Here is a 15757-nt window from a genome sequence, read left to right on the forward strand (position 1 = left end):
CGACCGCATGTTCGATCCCCCGTTCGCGAAGCGGATGGCCGCCCGCTACCGCAAGCGTGGCCTGGACACGACCGCCCGCCGGATGGTCGAACTGCTCAGTCCGGCCGGTGTGCAGGACGCGACCGTCCTGGAGATCGGCGGTGGGGCCGGCGAGATCCAGCTCGAGCTGCTGCGGGGCGGCGCGGCGTCGGCCACCAACCTCGAGCTGTCGCCGGCCTACGACGCCGAGGCTGCCCAGCTGCTCGCCGAGGCAGGGCTGGCCGACCGGGTGCAGCGCCGCCTCGTTGACATCGCCGCGGACCCCACCGCAGTTGAACCCGCCGACATCGTCGTCCTGCACCGCGTCGTCTGCTGCTATCCCGATTACGCGAAGCTCCTCGGCGCGGCCGCCGACCGCGCCCGCCAGCAGCTCGTGATCAGCTATCCACCGCGCAACCCGATCTCCCGGGCCTTCGTCGCCGGGCAGAACCTCGCGTTTCGACTGGCCGGCCGGGACTTCCGCACCTTCGTCCACCCCCCGATCGCAATGCTCGCGGTGCTTGCCGAGCACGGCCTCCACCCCTCCGCCGCATACCGCGGACCGGTGTGGCAGGTCGCGGCGGCCACCCGCTGAACGCCGAGAACGTGGCGATGACCGCCTCCCCGAGGTCCCCGGTGGACCGACAGGCGATCAGCCGAGACCTCGAGACGTCCCGACGCCTATTGCACGAGTTGCTCGTAGCCGGCACCGGTGATCTACGACGGCGCAGCGACGGCACCCGGTGGACCAACGAGCAGCTGCTGTTCCACATGGTCTTCGGCTTCATGGTCGTGCGGGTGCTGCTCCGGCTCGTCCGACTGCTCGGCAGGCTGCCGGCGACGGTGGGCGGCAGCTTCGCCGCCGTGCTCGACTCCGCCCGGCGCCCGTTCGACGTCGTCAACTACTGGGGATCCCGGGGCGCCGCGCTGGTGTTCGACCACGCCCGGATGGGTTGGATCTGCGACCGCACCATCACCGCCCTGCAGCGCCACCTGGCAGGGGAGTCCGAGGACAGCCTGCACCGCGGGATGGCCTTCCCGACCAGCTGGGACCCGTATTTCGCCCCGCACATGACGCTGGCCGACGTCTACCGGTACCCGACCCGGCACTTCGAGCACCACCGTCGACAGCTCACCCTGCGCCCTGGTACCGGCAGCACCTGACCGACACCAGCCGCCACCGCCCCCCGGGCCACCGACTGTGTCGCTGCTGTACCTCGACGGCTGCCCGAACTTGCGGAGGCCGACGCGTGCGTGCGCCGGGCTCTGCGCGAGGCCGGAGTGGCCGAGGACGTGCTGATTCTGCGCCGGGCGGAGGCTCCGGCGGAGGTGGCGCGGTTGTTGTCGGGGCTCGCCGACCGTGCTGGCCACCGGCGGGGACCCGATCACTGATCCTTTCCGCGCCGGTCGGGCTGGCCTGGTGTGCCGGACGACCCCGAGCTCAGCGGGGTCCCGAGGATCGATGAGTTGACCGCCGCCCTGCGCTACGCCCGGAAGCTGCCCGGACCCGCCCCGCCCTGTGACACTCGGCTCCGGATCGGAAGGGACGGTCACGTGGCGGAGACGCAGTCAGCAGTCGACGAGTCGGCGGCCAAGTGCAGTGCTGGTGCTGCGGTCAGCGCCACCCCGCGGAGACCGTCGTACACCTGGGTGATCATCCCGAGGTCGCCTGTGTACCGGATGCGCCCACTTCATGCACCAGCGGGCCGGGGCATCGAGGACACGCTGCAGCCCTCGCCCGCGGCCCGCGCGCGGGACGCGCTCTGGGCCATCCGGAGCGTGATCGTCGCGCGGCGCTGGCACGGCAGGCCGGTGATCGGTGGGGTGCTGCGATGGCTGGGGGCTCGCCTGCCGTGAGCACGGCCGGCTGGGACGCTCCACCGCATGACGGTGGCCCGCTCATTCTGCTGTCCCTGCTGGCAGCCGTGGCGGAGATCGGCGGCGCCTGGCTGCCTTTGGCGGGGCGTTCGTCGTCGGCAGCTTGGCCTGGGGCATGGTCGCCGACTGCTTCCGACGCGACCGCTATGACGTGATCGGCGCGCTCCTCTGCCTCGTTGGCGTGGTCGTGATCATGTCCGCCCCGCGACAGGCGTAGGTGTCTCGTGCCAGGACGTTGCCCGGCTCGACCCCTCGAGCTGCTCACCCGGGCGACCGTCGCCGCCGAGATCGTCGTCCTCGCATGGTGGTCGTCGTGGGGCCGGCCGCCGGGCACCCGCAGGCCGCTCATCTGGCCCGCCTGACCGGGCACGGACTCTTCGGCGTGCTCCAGGCGGCCAGGTTCCTCTTTTCGCCTTCGCGTGATGGGGCTGGCCGTGCTGCGCTGCCGTGGCTGTCCCGTCACCACGTGAGAACGGGCTGACGCCAACATCTGCGGCCCGTCGACGACGATGGGTGTCGACTACTATCTACGTATGCGCGCAGATAGCCAGTCTTGTCGGCGATCGCTTCCCGATGATCAGGTCGACCTCGTCGTCGAGGGATTCAGGATGCTGGCCGACGGCACTCGCGTGCGGATCCTGTGGGCGCTGATCGGCCGGGAGCTCGCGGTCAACGAGCTGGCCGCCGAAGTCGGGAAGCTGCCGGCGTCGGTGTCCCAGCATCTGGCCAAGCTGCGGATGACCCGGCTGGTGCAGACCCGCCGCGAGGGCACCCAGGTCTTCTACCGGCTGGAGAACGAGCACGTCGCCCAGTTGGTGACCGACGCGATCCACAACGCCGAACACACCAGCCCGGGTATCCCGGGGCATCACCTCGCCGACGCCGACCTCGTGCAGTTGCACCGTGACGTCGAGGGCGCCTGAGATGACTCAGCACCAGGACCCCGACCATGCCGACCAGCACGGCGACGATCACCACGAGCACGCCGGCGGGGTGCGCGGCTGGCTGGGTGGACTGCTCTCCCCGCACAGCCACGACGCGGCCGATTCGGTGGACTCGGCGCTGGAGTCCTCGGCCCAGGGCATCCGGGCGGTGAAGATCAGTCTGATCGCCCTGACGGTTACCGCGGTCCTGCAGCTGCTGGTCGTCGCAGTCAGCGGGTCTGTGGCACTGCTGGCCGACACCATCCACAACGGCTCCGACGCTCTGACCGCGGTGCCCCTGTGGATCGCCTTCGTCGTCGGGCGGCGGGCCGCCACCCGCCGCTACACGTACGGATACGGCCGCGCCGAGGACCTGGCCGGGCTGTTCATCGTCGCGATGATCGCCCTGTCCGCTGTCGTAGCCGGCGTCGAAGCGATCCGGCGCCTGATCGACCCCTCCCCCGTACAGCACCTGGGCTGGGTGGCGCTGGCCGGGCTGGTCGGGTTCGCGGGCAACGAACTGGTCGCCGTCTACCGGATCCGGGTCGGGCGCCAGATCGGCTCGGCGGCGCTGGTCGCCGACGGCCTGCACGCGCGAACCGACGGGCTGACCTCGCTCGCGGTGCTTGCCGGCGCCGGCGGGGTCGCAGCTGGGTTTCCCCTCGCCGACCCGATCGTCGGCCTGCTGATCACCGTGGCGATCCTGTCGGTGCTGCGCACCGCCGTCCGCGACGTCTACCGGAGGCTGATGGATGCCGTCGACCCACACCTTGTCGACCAAGCCGAGGCGGTCCTCTTGGCCACGCCGGGCGTGACCGGGGTACGCCGAGTGCGGATGCGCTGGCTCGGCCACTCACTGCATGCCGAGGCCGACCTGGACATCGACGGCTCCGTGAGCCTCACCGACGCCCACACACTTGCCCACGACGCCGAGCACCGGCTCACCCACGAGGTGCCCAAGCTGCGCAGCGCGGCGATACACGCCTACCCCGCGTCCCGATACGACGTCATTTCAGGTTGATCGCCTGTAAGGACAGGTGTGGACATTCCTCCAAGCAGGAGACACACGACCGTGTGATGCCGAGGCGACCGGTGCCCGCGCCGATCGCGATGCCCGGGTCTGCCCGGGCGAGGGCCGGGGCGTCGTTGACCCCGTCGCCCACCAGGGCCACCTTCCTGCCGGCACGCCGCAGTTCGCCGACCGTGTCCGCCTTGTCCCCCGGCAGCACCTCGGCGATCACGCCGTCGCTGCCCAGCTGCGCGGCGATGCGCTCCGCCGTCGGCTGGTTGTCGCCCGTCAGCATGACGACCTCGATGCCGGACTCGGGCAGAGCAACCACCGCTACGGAGGCCGTCTCACGCGGGGCGTCGGCCAGGGCGATCACACCGGCACCACGACCTTCGACGGCGACGAGGACCGCGGTGCGGCCGGCGGCGGCCAGCTCGTCGCGACGTTCGGCGAGGTCCCTCAGGTCGATGCCCTCGGAGTCCATGAGCCGCCGGCAGACGATCCGCTCACTGGCCGAGGCACCAGGATCGAGCGCAGAGCCAGGGGGGCTGCCCGGCTCACTGCCGCATTGCGTCGGCGGTCCGTTGCTGCTGCTCCTCGTCGCGATCTTGTCGATCTACAAGCCCCGGGGGGTGAGGCGGTACGGCTGGCGCAAGCAGCAGGAAAGGCAACGCGACCAACTCAAGGCGCCCACCCCCTGGCGACATGACGTCTCCGTCCGACAGCGCCCTGCCCCCTCCAGGCCATCGCCGTTACTGGAACCGGACACGCGCAGCTGTATTCAGCCAAAGCTGTACAGTCGCGTCGTGATGCCAGTTCTGCACGCCGAGGTCCTTGCCCGCTTCGGCCATGCCCTGTCCGACCCCACCCGCACGCGGCTCCTGCTCGCGCTGCGAGAGGGCCCCGGTTATCCGGCCGAACTGGCCGAATCGCTCGGGGTGACCCGGCAGAACCTGTCCAACCATCTCGCGTGCCTGCGCGGCTGCGGCCTGGTCATCGCCGTCCCAGAGGGCCGACGCTCGCGCTACGAGCTGACAGACGCCCGCCTGGCGCACGCACTGGGCGACCTGCTGGGTGTCGTACTCGCCGTCGACCCCGACGCTTGCGCGGCCGCGGCGACCGAGGACTGCTGCTGATGAGCGCCCAGTTCCTGCCCCTGATGCCTTCCACGACGGCGGCCGACCCCTCCCCGGAGCGCCGCGCACTCTTGGGCCGTCGCATCAGGCTGTTCGTGATCGCGACGATCACCTACAACGTCATCGAGGCCGCGGTCGCGCTGATCGCGGGCACGCGGGCCTCCTCCTCGGCGCTCATCGGCTTCGGCCTGGACTCGGTGATCGAGGTGACGTCCGCGTTGGCCGTCGGGTGGCAGTTCGCCGGCCGCGACCCCGAGGCCCGGGAGCGGGTGGCGCTCAAGGTCATCTCCGTGTCCTTCTTCGCTCTGGCCGCCTTCGTCGCCGTGGACGCCGTCCGCGCCCTCCTCGGTACCGGGGAGGCCGAGCACTCCCCCGTCGGGCTGGTGCTGGCGGCAGTGAGCCTGGCGATCATGCCGGTGCTGTCCTACGCGCAGCGCCGCGCGGGCCGCGAACTCAAATCAGCCTCCGCAGTCGCCGACTCCAAGCAGACGCTGCTCTGCACGTACCTGTCCGCCGTCCTGCTCGTCGGCCTGGCGCTCAACAGCCTGTTCGGCTGGTCCTGGGCCGATCCCATCTCTGCCCTCGTGATCGCCGCGGTAGCGGTCAAGGAGGGCCGGGAGGCATGGCGGGGCGACGCCTGCTGCTCTCCGGCCGCAGCACTCCGCCCTGGAGCGACCGCTGACGAGGACAACTGCGGCTGCGCACCAGACTGCGCCTGCTGCGGCCCTGCTGAAAGAGCGTTGTGAGCATCGAGGCCCGAATCCTCGCGGCACCTGCATCGGTCTCCCAGTGAGCGGTGGCCACTCCCACGGCGGCGCGCAGCCCGGGGCGAGCACCCCCGACCACCGCCGACGGCTCGTTCTGGTTCTCGGTCTCACTTTCACCGTGCTGCTCGTCGAGGTGGTCGGCGCGGTGATCTCAGGGAGCCTGGCGCTCCTGGCCGACGCGGGGCACATGCTCACCGACGTCGCCGGCCTTGTCATCGCCCTCATCGCGGCGACGCTCGCCCTGCGACCGGCTACGGCCCAACGCACCTGGGGCTACCGCCGAGCTGAGGTACTCGGGGCGACCTTGCAGGCGGCGGCACTGCTGGCCGTGGGCACCTACGTCCTCATCGAGGGTGTCCGCCGGCTCTTCGAGCCCCCGGAGATTGCCACGACCGCTGTGCTCGTTTTCGGCGTGGTCGGTCTGGTGGCCAATGCGGTCGGGATATTGATCCTGACCAGGGGCGGTCGCAGCAGCAACGTCAACATGCGGGCGGCGTTCCTGGAGGTCGTGAACGACACCCTCGGGTCGGTCGCCGTTCTGGTGGCCGCCTCCGTCATCGTGCTGACCGGCTGGCAGCAGGCGGACGCTGTGGCCTCCCTCTTCATCGCCGTGCTGATCATCCCCCGGACGCTTAAGTTGCTGCGCGAGACCGTCTCCGTGCTCCTGGAGAGCACACCTCCCGGCGTGGACCTCGAGGACATCCGCAGGCACCTGGCTGCTCTGCCCCACGTCCTTGAGGTCCACGACCTGCATGCTTCGCAGATCACGAGCGGGTTGCCGGTGCTCAGTGCGCACGTGGTGGTCGAGGACTCCTGCTTCCTCGATGGGCATGCACCACAAATCCTCGACCAACTACAGAACTGCGTGGCCGAGCACTTTGCGGTGGGCGTGGAGCACTCCACATTCCAGCTGGAGAGTCCGGCGCACACCGCACACGAGGCCGCCGCGCACGACTGACCGGGGCCGGCGGGGGGACTGACCAACTGGTGGCGCTCGCGATCACCAGCGGCCTCCGGTGGCCGCCCGAGCTCATCGTCGGCGCGCCGGCATTCTCCGCCCTGCTGGGCGCCGCCTGGGGCCTCGTGGCCGGTTCGTCTACAGCCGTCTCGGACGCACGGCAGCTTTCCGGTAGCCCGGCCTGAGGAAGCATTCAGCCCGGCGACAGCCCGCCGCTGCCGACAGGCTCAGTGGGTGCTGACCGGCGCCGGCGCCGGTGCCGGCGCGGTGGGCGTCGTGGCCCCACTTGGCGTCTCCGGCTCCGGCGCAGGGAGCCTGAGCCGCTTGAGGAGCAGAGCGTTGACCGCCACGATCAGCGAGGACCCGGACATGGACAACGCGGCGATTTCCGGGCGCAGGACGAGGCCGAACGCAGGAGCGAACACACCGGCCGCGATCGGCAGCGCGATCGCGTTGTAGCCGATCGCCCAGCCGAGGTTCTGCCGCATCTTCCGCACAGTTCCTCGCCCGATGCTGAGGGCGACGGGAACGTCGAGGGGATCAGACCGCATCAGGACGAGGTCAGCGGTCTCGATGGCCACATCCGTGCCGGCGCCGATCGCGATACCGATGTCGGCCTGAGCGAGGGCGGGAGCGTCGTTGACGCCGTCCCCGACCATGCCGACCTTCTTGCCCTGGCGCTGGAGCTCGGCGACTTTGTCCGCCTTGTCCCCGGGCAGGACCTCGGCGATCACGGTGTCGATGCCCAACTGGGCGGCGATCCGCTCCGCCGTCGCCTGATTGTCGCCGGTGAGCATGACGACCTCGATGCCTGACTCGTGCATGGCCGCCACAGCCGCTGCCGCGGTCTCGCGAGCCGCGTCGGCCAGGGCGATCACGCCCGCGCCTTCGCCGTCGACGGCGACCAGCACTGCCGTGCGCCCGGCGGCAGCCAGCTCGTCGCGGCGATCGGCGAGGTCGCCGAGCTGGACACCCTCAGCGTCCATGAGGCGCCGGTTGCCGACGAGCACACGACGGCCCGAGACATCGGCGACGGCACCCTGTCCGGGCACGTTGCGGAAGTCCGAGGCCGTCAGACGCGGAACTCCCAGCGCCGCCGCATGCTCGACGACGGCTCGGGCAAGGGGGTGCTCGGACTCTCGTTCGACGGCGGCAGTGAGCGCCAGCATGTCCTCGTCGGACAACCCGCGGCTCACGACGTCGGTGACCTCGGGCTGACCCTTGGTCAACGTGCCGGTCTTGTCCATCACGACGGTGTCGATCCGCGCGGCCGTCTCCAGTGCGGTGGCGTTCTTGAAGAGGACGCCACGCTTGGCACCCAGGCCCGTCCCGACCATGATCGCGGTCGGCGTGGCCAGGCCCAGCGCGTCGGGGCAGGTGATCACGACGACGGTGATCGCGAACAGCATGGCCACCTGAACGCTCTCGCCGGCCAGCAACCACGCCAGGAACGTGGCGGCCCCACCGATCAGGGCGACGAGCACCAGCCAGAACGCCGCCCGGTCCGCCAGACGCTGACCCGGCGCCTTGGAGTTCTGAGCCTGCTGCACCAACGCGACGATCTGCGCCAGCGTCGTGTCAGCACCCACCTTCGTCGCTCGAACTCGGAGCGTCCCGGTGGTGTTGATGGAAGCGCCGATGACTTCCGATCCGATGGTCTTGGCAACGGGAAGGCTCTCGCCGGTGACCATGGACTCGTCGACCTCGGACTCGCCGTCCTCCACGGCACCGTCGACCGGGATGCGGGCGCCGGGGCGCACGAGCAGCAGGTCGCCGGCCTGGACCTCGGAGGTGGGCACCTCGACGGGTTCGCCGTCCCGCAGGACGACGGCCCTGGCCGGTGCGAGTTCGAGGAGGGTGCGGACTGCGTCGTTGGCGCCGCCGCGGGCGCGCATCTCGAACCAGTGACCGAGGAGGACGAAGGCGGTCAGCACCGTGGCGGCCTCGTAGAAGACCTCTCCCCCACCGGTCAGCGTCACACCGACGCTGTACAGCCAGCCGGTTGCGACGCCGACGGCAACCAGCACCATCATGTCGAGCGTGCGGTTCCGCAGGGCCCGGTAGGCGCCGTCGAAGAATATCCAGGCGGCGTAGAAGATCACCGGAAGCGACAAGATCAGCGAGAAGACATCGTCACGCAGACCGAAGGGCGCCGCGGTCTCGAAGCCGAGCACCTCCCGGCCGATCGGCGACCACAGCAGGATCGGGATCGACAGCACAGCCGCCAAAATGAATCGGTTGCGCATGTCCCGGGTCATGTCGTCCATCGACATCCCCGCGTGGTGACCGCCGTGTCCCATTGCGTCTTGCGGCGACGGGCCGGTCTGCGCTCCCTGCTCCTCGTGCGCCATCGCTCTGTGCGTTCCGTGCCCCTCGCGGCCTGCTTCGCCGTGGGGCATCGCGCCGTGGTCGTGACCGGCCGCGGCGTGATCAGCCGTGCCAGCTGCGGGCCGGTGGCCGTCGTGAGTGCTGGCCTCGCTCATGGGGTCGCACATGTGCGTGGGAACGGACTGCCCGGCGCAGTGGTAGCCGCAGTCGCGCACCCAGCCGGTCAACTGGGCGACCGACGTGCGGCTCGGGTCATAGGTGACCGTCGCCGTCTGCGCCACCGGGTTGGCATCCACGGCCAGGACGCCGGGCCTGCGGGAGAGGGCCGCCTCGACGACGGCCTTCGACGACCCGCGATGCACTCCGGAGACCTCGATGACGGTGGTTGCCGTCGTTCGTGCCACGTCACGTTCCGACTTCGTGGTCATGGCTGCTCCTCGTGTCGTGTGGCTGGGCTCAATTGGGGTTGGCGGTGCCTGACGAGCTCACCGCGGCTTGGCTCTGCGTGGCATGGGACAGGCGCGCCGCGGCCGGGCCACCGTCCGCCCGTGCGGAGGCCAGCGCCTTGAACCGGCGCAGCCGCAGACTGTTGGAAACGACGAACACGGACGAGAAGGCCATCGCGGCACCGGCGAGAAGCGGATTGAGCAGCCCGGCTGCTGCCAAGGGCAGGGCGGCGACGTTGTAAGCGAAGGCCCAGAAGAGGTTTCCCTTGATCGTGCTCAGGGTTTTCCGCGACAGCCTGATGGCGTCTGCCGCAGCCCGCAGGTCGCCGCGGACGAGGGTCAGATCGCTCGCCTCGATCGCGACGTCCGCGCCGGTGCCCATGGCCAGTCCGAGGTCGGCCTGGGCGAGCGCTGCGGCGTCGTTGACGCCGTCGCCCACCATCGCCACGACCTTGCCTTCTGCCTGCAGCCGCTTGACGACGTCGACCTTGTCCTGCGGCAGGACCTCGGCGATCACCTGGTCGATCCCGACCTGGGAGGCCACCGAGCGGGCCACCGTCTCGTTGTCCCCGGTGAGGAGAACAGGTGTCAAGCCGAGGTCGCGCAGCTGCCGAACGGCTTCCGCGGAGGTGTCCTTGACGGCGTCGGCCACCACCAGGACTCCGCGGGCGGCCCCGTCCCAGCCGACGACCACGGCCGTCCTGCCGTCCGCCTCGGCGGAGGCCTTGGCAGCCTCGAGGTCGGCCGGCAGGTGCTGGGCCCACTCGGCCAGCAGACGGCTGCGACCGACGACGACCGAGTGCCCCTCGACGAGGCCCTGCACGCCGAGCCCCTCCACGTTGGTGAAGCTCTCGACCGGCGCCAAGTCCCCTAGGCGCTCGGTGGCGCCCCTGGTGATGGCCTGCGCGATCGGGTGCTCGGAGGCGTCCTCCAGCGCACCGGCCAGCCGAAGGACGGTGTCGGCGTCCTCGCCGTCGGTGGCCACGACGTCCAGCAGGGTCATCCGGCCGGTCGTGACCGTTCCGGTCTTGTCCAGAACGACGGTGTCGACCCTGCGGGTGGACTCCAGCACCTCCGGGCCCTTGATGAGGATGCCCAGCTGCGCGCCGCGTCCGGTGCCGACCATGAGGGCAGTCGGAGTCGCTAGCCCGAGCGCGCAGGGGCAGGCGATGATCAGGACGGCGACGGTGGCGGTGAAGCCGGCCGCCACGTCGGCGCCGATGCCGAGCCAGAAGCCGAGCGTCGCCACGGCAAGCGCGATGACCACCGGCACGAAGACGGCGGAGACGCGGTCTGCCAGGCGCTGCACCTCGGCCTTGCCGTTCTGCGCCTCCTCGACGAGCCGGGCCATCTGGGCCAGCTGGGTGTCGGAGCCGATGCGCGTGGCTCGAACCACGATGCGTCCGCCGGCATTCACGGTCGCTCCCACGACCGAGTCGCCCGAAGTGACCTCGACCGGCACGGACTCGCCGGTCAGCATCGAAGCGTCGACGGCTGAGGAACCTTCGGTGATGACACCGTCCGTGGCGATCTTCTCCCCCGGCCGGACGACGAACAGATCGCCGACGGCGAGGCGCTCGACGCTGATCCTCTCCTCGCGGCCGTTCCGCAGGACGGCGACGTCCTTCACACCGAGCTCGAGCAGCGCCCGCAGGGCCGCCCCGGCCCGACGCTTGGAGCGGGCCTCGAAGTACCGGCCGGCGAGGATGGCCGTGGTGACGCCCGCCGCGACCTCGAGGTAGATGTTCCCAGCGCCGTCGCCCGCGGCGATCGTGAGTTCGAACGGGTGGGTCATGCCCGGCGTGCCGGCCGACCCGAGGAACAGCGCGTACAGGGACCACCCGAACGCGGCGAGAGTGCCCATCGACACCAGGGTGTCCATGGTCGACGTGCCGTGGCGCAGGTTCGTCCAGGCCGCACGGTGGAACGGCCAGGCCCCCCAGACGACGACCGGTGCGGCCAGCGTCAGGGACAGCCACTGCCAGTAGGTGAATTGGAGAGCAGGGATCATCGCCATTGCAATGACGGGAACGGTCAGCGTCAGGGAGATCAGGAGCCGCTGCCGAAGGGCGCGCACGGGGTCGTTCGCGTCGGCCCCTGCGGCGCCTGGATCCTCGGCGCGCGGCGGCTGCGGCAACTGCGCCGTGTACCCAGCTTTCTCGACGGCGGCGACCAGGTCTTCCGGGCTGACGTCGGCCCCGAACGACACCCGGGCCTTCTCCGTCGCGTAGTTGACCGTGGCGGTGACGCCGTCCAGCTTGTTGAGCCGCTTCTCGACGCGGGCCGCGCACGATGCGCAGGTCATGCCGCCGATCGCCAGGTCGACCTGGTTGCCGCCGGCCGGAGAGGCCGGCGTCGTCTTACCTGTTGCGGCGCTCATCAGATCTCCCGTTCCACGGTTCTCGTCGCGCGGTGGCTCCCACGCCTGCCCGTCGCTCTCACCGTTCTGCATCTCGTGCCCTCTCCCGACCTGAGTCGGCGCTGGTTGGCGTCGGAGACCGAGCGGTCGGTCCCGACGCCGAAGGCTGCTGCAAACACCACGGCCAGAAGGGCGCCGTAGCCGCCGAGCTTGGTGGGCGTGTTCATCAGTTCCTCCCGGCCCGTTTGGGTGCCGCACCGCCACGGGTGGCGCGGCACCCCGGCACGCTGTCAGGCGGTCGCGACCTGGTAGCCGGCCTCCTCGACGGCGGCGCGCACCGCGGCCTCGTCGACGTCGCTCTCGCTCGTCACGGTGAGGCCACCGCTCGCGAGGTCGACGTCCACCCCCGTCACGCCGGGGACCTGGTTCACCTCCTCACTGACCGAGTTGACGCAGTGGCCGCAGGTCATGCCGACGACGGTGAAGGTGGACGTGCTCATCTGAAGGTGTCCTTTCGGGTCGATCTCGTTGTTCCGGTGTCTTCCGGCTTGGTGGAGGGGGTGCCGCAAGCGCGGATCAGGAGCGCACGAGGCGCGCAATGGCCTCCGATGCCTCGCGGACCTTGGCGTCCGCTTCGGGGCCTCCCGCAACAGCGGCCTGGACGACGCAGTGGCTCATGTGTTCCTCGAGGAGGCCGAGGGCGACCGACTGGAGTGCCTTCGTCATCGCCGACACCTGCGTGAGGATGTCGATGCAGTACTTCTCGTCTTCGACCATGCGCTGCAGACCGCGGGCCTGACCTTCGATGCGACGCAGCCGCTTGAGGTAGTCGTCCTTGCGGTGGATGTACCCGTGCTGCCCCTCGACGTGTGCGCTGTCCACTTCACTCGCTCCTCTGTCGCAATGTCTCGACTAACACCATACCCCCCTAGGGTGTTTCGTCAAGGAAGGCGCGAACAAGTGGACGAGTGCCCCTCCGAGGAGCGGGTAGTGCCACAAGGTCGGCCTTCGCGGGCGCAGCCAGCAGTCCCGTCGACACCGAGAGGAGCCCACCGTGAGCGTTGCGGGACAGATGCTGGACACCTATCCGAAGGACCTCGGCGGCGTCGACCGCTCGAAGCTGCAGGCGTGCATCGAGGCCTGCTACGAGTGCGCGCAAGTGTGCACGGCGTGCGCGGACGCCTGTCTGAGCGAGGACATGGTCGCCGAGCTGACGAAGTGCATCCGGACCAACCTGGACTGCGCGGACGTCTGCGACACCACCGGCCGCGTGCTGTCTCGGCACACGGGCTACGACGCCAACCTGACGCGCGCAGTCCTGGAGTCCTGCGCTGCCGCATGCAAGGCATGCGGCGACGAGTGCGCTCATCACGCCGACATGCACGAGCACTGCCGGGTCTGCGCGGAGTCCTGCCGTCGTTGCGAACAAGCGTGCCGCGAGCTCATCACCGCGCTCGGCTAGGACCTGTCGGATGCCTTCGCCGACTTTCGGGTTCACAACTCGAGTAGGACAGCGAAGGTCTTCCCACCGTCCCGTGAATCGAGAACAGCGGCCGTCGTCACCGCGATCACGCGGGAGGCGCCATCCCCAGTGCCCACGTACAGAGCTTGCGGAGCAGCCCTGAGCGCGGTGGTGTCCTGCCATGTCCTGCCTCCGTCAGCGCTGGTGAAGACGGTGCCATCCGGCCTGACCCCCACGGCGCTCTCGTCGGCGCCCCAGCCGACCAGCTGCAACACCGGCGCCCCGTCCACGAGTGACCAGGAAGCTCCCGCGTCGTTCGAACGGAGCAGACCCTGCTGGGTCGTCGCGAGCACCCGCTGACCGTCCGGCGAAGCTGAAAGGGAGGCGGGCTCGGCGGGAATCTCGAGTTCCTGCCATTCCCGGCCGTCGCCGCTGCGCGCCAGGGAGCCGTCGAAGCCCAGGACACCGGACGCGCTGACCGTGAGCGCATGAAAGTCCGACTGACCCTGCCGCGAGAGCGGCGTCCAGGTCTCACCGCCGTCGGTGCTCTCGATCAGGCCGACCGGCTGAGGCAGGTCGACGCCACTACCGGGGTGCCCGGACGCGAAGTAGTGACCGGGACCGGCCACGGCGAAGCCCATCAGGTCGATCGTCGGCCCCACCCTGGTCGACGCTGCATCCTCGTCAAGCCTGTACAGACCCTCGTGCGTTGCGATGACCACGGAATCATCAGCAGGATCCACCGCAACGCCGTGGACGTGCGCGAAGGGAAAGGATCCCGCCGCTGACGCCTCGGACGGTGAGTCATCAGCGGCCGATGAGCCACAGGCCGTCAGAGTCAGCGCAACGCTGACGACTACGGCGCTGCAGCGCACGGCCCGCGACTCGATGCGGTGCCGCGCGAGCGGCAAGGCCCAGTTCACAAGAACGACGTCCCTAATCCGGTGGCGGCGAGCCACGCCCGCAGCCAGATCATCAATCCGTCCCACAGCCCGGTCAGCAACAGGAGCCCGAGTACGACCAGGAGTCCACCGCCCACTCGCATCACCGACCGGGCATGACGGCGGGCCCAGGCGGACATGCCGACGGCACGGCGGGCCCCGAGCGCCATCGCCAGGAACGGGATGCCCAACCCCAGGCAATACGACAACCCGAGCACGGCGCCCCGGAGCGCGGACGCCTCGGTGTAGGCCAGGGTATTCACGGCGGCGAGCGTGGGTCCGAGGCACGGAGTCCAGCCCAGCCCGAACACGACTCCCAGCACCGGAGCGCCGCCCAGGCCTCCCGTCGGACGGTGCTGGAACCGACGCTCTCGCTGAAGCCACGGGAGCCAGCCGAGGAAGGCCAGTCCCATGCCGATCGTGACCACGCCTGCGACCCGGGTGAGGACCGGAGCCCACTCGAGCAGGAGACGCCCGAGACCTCCGAAGAGTGCGCCGAAGGAGATGAAGACGGCGCTGAACCCGAGGACGAACAGGAAGGAGCCGAGAAGCACGCGATGTCTGCCGCGCCGCTTGACCGCCGCAGGGAGCACGGCCGTGCTGGTCGGAACGCCCCCGCCAGGCGCCTCGCCGGTGGCCGGCTCTCCAGGGACCGGCGCCCGTGGTGGCTCGCTCCCGTCCGTCGCGTCCGAGCCCGCCAGTCCCGCGATGTAGCTGAGGTAACCGGGGACCAATGGGAGGCAGCACGGTGACGCGAAACTGATCAGTCCGACCAGGGCCGCCACTGCCATCGCCAGCAGCAGCGATCCGTCGGTCACGATTCCGGCGAGGTCTTCCGCGAGACCGGTCACGAGCCAGTCTCCTTCAGCAGGTTGGTGAGCGCCGTTCGAAGGTCCTCACGCGACACCGCTCCGGTGTAGACGGCTGCCACGCGACCCTCGCGGTCGACGACGATGGTCGACGGCACCACGTTGGCCGGAAATCCGCGGAACGCGAGCGCGACTTCTCCCCGCGGGTCGAACAGGGACGGGTATTCGGCGCCCACGTTCGACATGAATGCACGGGCGAGCTGGCGGTCGTCCTTGACGTCCACGCCGAGGAACTGGACCCCCTGATCCCGCACTTCGGTGTAGACGGCCTGGAGATCAGGGGTCTCGACGCGACAGGGGGCGCACCAGGACCCCCAGAAGTTGATGACGGCGATGTCGCCCGCCAGCTCTTCCGAGTCGAAAGGCGTCCCGTCGAGAAGTTCTCCTTCAAACGGCGGGGCCACCGCACGGTCGGCCGGGTTGATCACGTGGGCGGCCTCAGTTGCGCCGGTGAAGCTGTACTCGCTCGCTCCCGAGCCTGCCGTGGCGCCGGACGAGCAGCCGGCCAGGCCCACCGTGGCGATCACCGGGACGACGAGAACCCTCAAACGCCACTGCCGACGGGGACGCGTCCGCTGTGGGACGGGATCGCGCATCGAGTCCTCCGGACCCTTGACGTTGCCACCCACGTCTCTGATGGGTGACCGAGCAGAGTGGATGGGT

General features: G+C 70.0%; 19 protein-coding genes. 10 read left to right on the forward strand and 9 right to left on the reverse strand.

What is annotated here, in order from left to right; translation table 11 throughout:
- Positions 1-7: 7 nt before the first annotated feature.
- From E4P38_RS00390 to E4P38_RS00415, 6 genes are all read left to right on the forward strand, one after another.
- Positions 8-613, forward strand: a complete 606-nt coding sequence (locus E4P38_RS00390) for a class I SAM-dependent methyltransferase (RefSeq protein WP_209308850.1) — start codon at positions 8-10, stop codon at positions 611-613.
- A gap of 17 nt (positions 614-630) precedes the next feature.
- Entirely contained in the window at positions 631-1182 is a 552-nt protein-coding gene (locus E4P38_RS00395; RefSeq protein WP_209308851.1) for a DinB family protein, read from the forward strand.
- A 390-nt stretch (positions 1183-1572) separates the two neighbouring features.
- Positions 1573-1875 (forward strand): hypothetical protein, encoded by a 303-nt coding sequence (locus tag E4P38_RS00400; protein WP_135129752.1) that lies wholly within the window; start codon positions 1573-1575, stop codon positions 1873-1875.
- An 88-nt stretch (positions 1876-1963) separates the two neighbouring features.
- Positions 1964-2113 (forward strand): hypothetical protein, encoded by a 150-nt coding sequence (locus tag E4P38_RS00405; RefSeq protein ID WP_135130113.1) that lies wholly within the window; start codon positions 1964-1966, stop codon positions 2111-2113.
- A 316-nt stretch (positions 2114-2429) separates the two neighbouring features.
- A complete protein-coding gene (locus E4P38_RS00410; RefSeq protein WP_135129753.1) occupies positions 2430-2819 on the forward strand; it encodes a metalloregulator ArsR/SmtB family transcription factor in 390 nt (129 codons plus the stop codon).
- Between the two features lies 1 nt (position 2820).
- Positions 2821-3840 carry a cation diffusion facilitator family transporter gene (locus tag E4P38_RS00415; RefSeq protein ID WP_135129754.1) on the forward strand — a complete coding sequence of 340 codons (1020 nt, stop codon included), beginning with the start codon at positions 2821-2823 and terminating at the stop codon, positions 3838-3840.
- Here E4P38_RS00415 and E4P38_RS00420 read toward each other — a convergent pair.
- Positions 3827-4312 carry an HAD-IC family P-type ATPase gene (locus E4P38_RS00420; RefSeq protein ID WP_135129755.1) on the reverse strand — a complete coding sequence of 162 codons (486 nt, stop codon included), beginning with the start codon at positions 4310-4312 and terminating at the stop codon, positions 3827-3829. The two genes, E4P38_RS00415 and E4P38_RS00420, sit on opposite strands and share 14 nt — an antisense overlap.
- Positions 4313-4637: 325 nt before the next feature.
- On the opposite strand from E4P38_RS00420, the gene E4P38_RS00425 reads away from it, so the two are divergent.
- From E4P38_RS00425 to E4P38_RS00435, 3 genes are read left to right on the forward strand one after another with little or no spacing between them, the layout of a single operon-like run.
- A complete protein-coding gene (locus E4P38_RS00425) occupies positions 4638-4964 on the forward strand; it encodes a metalloregulator ArsR/SmtB family transcription factor (protein ID WP_135130114.1) in 327 nt (108 codons plus the stop codon).
- Positions 4964-5710, forward strand: a complete 747-nt coding sequence (locus tag E4P38_RS00430) for a cation transporter (RefSeq protein WP_135129756.1) — start codon at positions 4964-4966, stop codon at positions 5708-5710. The genes E4P38_RS00425 and E4P38_RS00430 overlap by 1 nt, the downstream gene beginning before the upstream one ends.
- 43 nt (positions 5711-5753) lie before the next feature.
- Positions 5754-6689, forward strand: coding sequence for a cation diffusion facilitator family transporter (locus E4P38_RS00435; RefSeq protein WP_135129757.1), 936 nt, complete (start codon positions 5754-5756; stop codon positions 6687-6689).
- Between the two features lie 227 nt (positions 6690-6916).
- Here the strand turns inward: E4P38_RS00435 and E4P38_RS00440 are convergent, their stop codons facing one another.
- The 5 genes from E4P38_RS00440 to E4P38_RS00460 all read right to left on the reverse strand — a co-directional run bounded on the left by E4P38_RS00440 (position 6917) and on the right by E4P38_RS00460 (position 12704).
- Positions 6917-9445: a heavy metal translocating P-type ATPase gene (locus E4P38_RS00440; protein WP_135129758.1), complete on the reverse strand. Its 2529-nt coding sequence runs from the start codon at positions 9443-9445 to the stop codon at positions 6917-6919.
- A 28-nt stretch (positions 9446-9473) separates the two neighbouring features.
- Positions 9474-11843 carry a heavy metal translocating P-type ATPase gene (locus E4P38_RS00445; RefSeq protein ID WP_135129759.1) on the reverse strand — a complete coding sequence of 790 codons (2370 nt, stop codon included), beginning with the start codon at positions 11841-11843 and terminating at the stop codon, positions 9474-9476.
- Positions 11843-12049 carry a hypothetical protein gene (locus tag E4P38_RS00450; protein WP_135129760.1) on the reverse strand — a complete coding sequence of 69 codons (207 nt, stop codon included), beginning with the start codon at positions 12047-12049 and terminating at the stop codon, positions 11843-11845. Before E4P38_RS00450 ends, E4P38_RS00445 begins: the two co-directional genes overlap by 1 nt.
- Before the next feature lie 63 nt (positions 12050-12112).
- Positions 12113-12322: a heavy-metal-associated domain-containing protein gene (locus E4P38_RS00455; protein ID WP_135129761.1), complete on the reverse strand. Its 210-nt coding sequence runs from the start codon at positions 12320-12322 to the stop codon at positions 12113-12115.
- A 76-nt stretch (positions 12323-12398) separates the two neighbouring features.
- Entirely contained in the window at positions 12399-12704 is a 306-nt protein-coding gene (locus E4P38_RS00460; RefSeq protein WP_135129762.1) for a metal-sensitive transcriptional regulator, read from the reverse strand.
- 172 nt (positions 12705-12876) lie between these two features.
- Between E4P38_RS00460 and E4P38_RS00465 the strand changes: the two genes are divergently transcribed.
- Positions 12877-13284: a four-helix bundle copper-binding protein gene (locus E4P38_RS00465; RefSeq protein ID WP_135129763.1), complete on the forward strand. Its 408-nt coding sequence runs from the start codon at positions 12877-12879 to the stop codon at positions 13282-13284.
- 32 nt (positions 13285-13316) lie between these two features.
- On the opposite strand, the gene E4P38_RS00470 is transcribed toward E4P38_RS00465, so the two are convergent.
- The 3 genes from E4P38_RS00470 to E4P38_RS00480 are packed head-to-tail and all read right to left on the reverse strand — an operon-like array spanning position 13317 to position 15621.
- Positions 13317-14207 carry a F510_1955 family glycosylhydrolase gene (locus tag E4P38_RS00470; RefSeq protein WP_245160697.1) on the reverse strand — a complete coding sequence of 297 codons (891 nt, stop codon included), beginning with the start codon at positions 14205-14207 and terminating at the stop codon, positions 13317-13319.
- Positions 14204-15076 (reverse strand): cytochrome c biogenesis protein CcdA, encoded by an 873-nt coding sequence (locus tag E4P38_RS00475; RefSeq protein ID WP_245160698.1) that lies wholly within the window; start codon positions 15074-15076, stop codon positions 14204-14206. Before E4P38_RS00475 ends, E4P38_RS00470 begins: the two co-directional genes overlap by 4 nt.
- On the reverse strand, positions 15073-15621 hold the full coding sequence (locus tag E4P38_RS00480) for a TlpA disulfide reductase family protein (RefSeq protein ID WP_245160699.1): 549 nt from the start codon (positions 15619-15621) through the stop codon (positions 15073-15075). Before E4P38_RS00480 ends, E4P38_RS00475 begins: the two co-directional genes overlap by 4 nt.
- Between the last annotated feature and the right edge of the window lie 136 nt (positions 15622-15757).

It is taken from the genome of Blastococcus sp. CT_GayMR16, assembly GCF_004570875.1.
Taxonomy (GTDB): Bacteria; Actinomycetota; Actinomycetes; order Mycobacteriales; family Geodermatophilaceae; genus Blastococcus_B.

Coding starts and splice junctions, on each gene's coding strand:
- E4P38_RS00390 (WP_209308850.1), top strand. CDS start 8: ATGTTCGATCCCCCGTTCGCGAAGCGGATGGCCGCCCGCTACCGCAAG.
- E4P38_RS00395 (WP_209308851.1), top strand. CDS start 631: ATGACCGCCTCCCCGAGGTCCCCGGTGGACCGACAGGCGATCAGCCGA.
- E4P38_RS00410 (WP_135129753.1), top strand. CDS start 2,430: ATGCGCGCAGATAGCCAGTCTTGTCGGCGATCGCTTCCCGATGATCAG.
- E4P38_RS00415 (WP_135129754.1), top strand. CDS start 2,821: ATGACTCAGCACCAGGACCCCGACCATGCCGACCAGCACGGCGACGAT.
- E4P38_RS00420 (WP_135129755.1), bottom strand. CDS start 4,312: ATGGACTCCGAGGGCATCGACCTGAGGGACCTCGCCGAACGTCGCGAC.
- E4P38_RS00425 (WP_135130114.1), top strand. CDS start 4,638: ATGCCAGTTCTGCACGCCGAGGTCCTTGCCCGCTTCGGCCATGCCCTG.
- E4P38_RS00430 (WP_135129756.1), top strand. CDS start 4,964: ATGAGCGCCCAGTTCCTGCCCCTGATGCCTTCCACGACGGCGGCCGAC.
- E4P38_RS00440 (WP_135129758.1), bottom strand. CDS start 9,445: ATGACCACGAAGTCGGAACGTGACGTGGCACGAACGACGGCAACCACC.
- E4P38_RS00445 (WP_135129759.1), bottom strand. CDS start 11,843: ATGAGCGCCGCAACAGGTAAGACGACGCCGGCCTCTCCGGCCGGCGGC.
- E4P38_RS00450 (WP_135129760.1), bottom strand. CDS start 12,049: ATGAACACGCCCACCAAGCTCGGCGGCTACGGCGCCCTTCTGGCCGTG.
- E4P38_RS00455 (WP_135129761.1), bottom strand. CDS start 12,322: ATGAGCACGTCCACCTTCACCGTCGTCGGCATGACCTGCGGCCACTGC.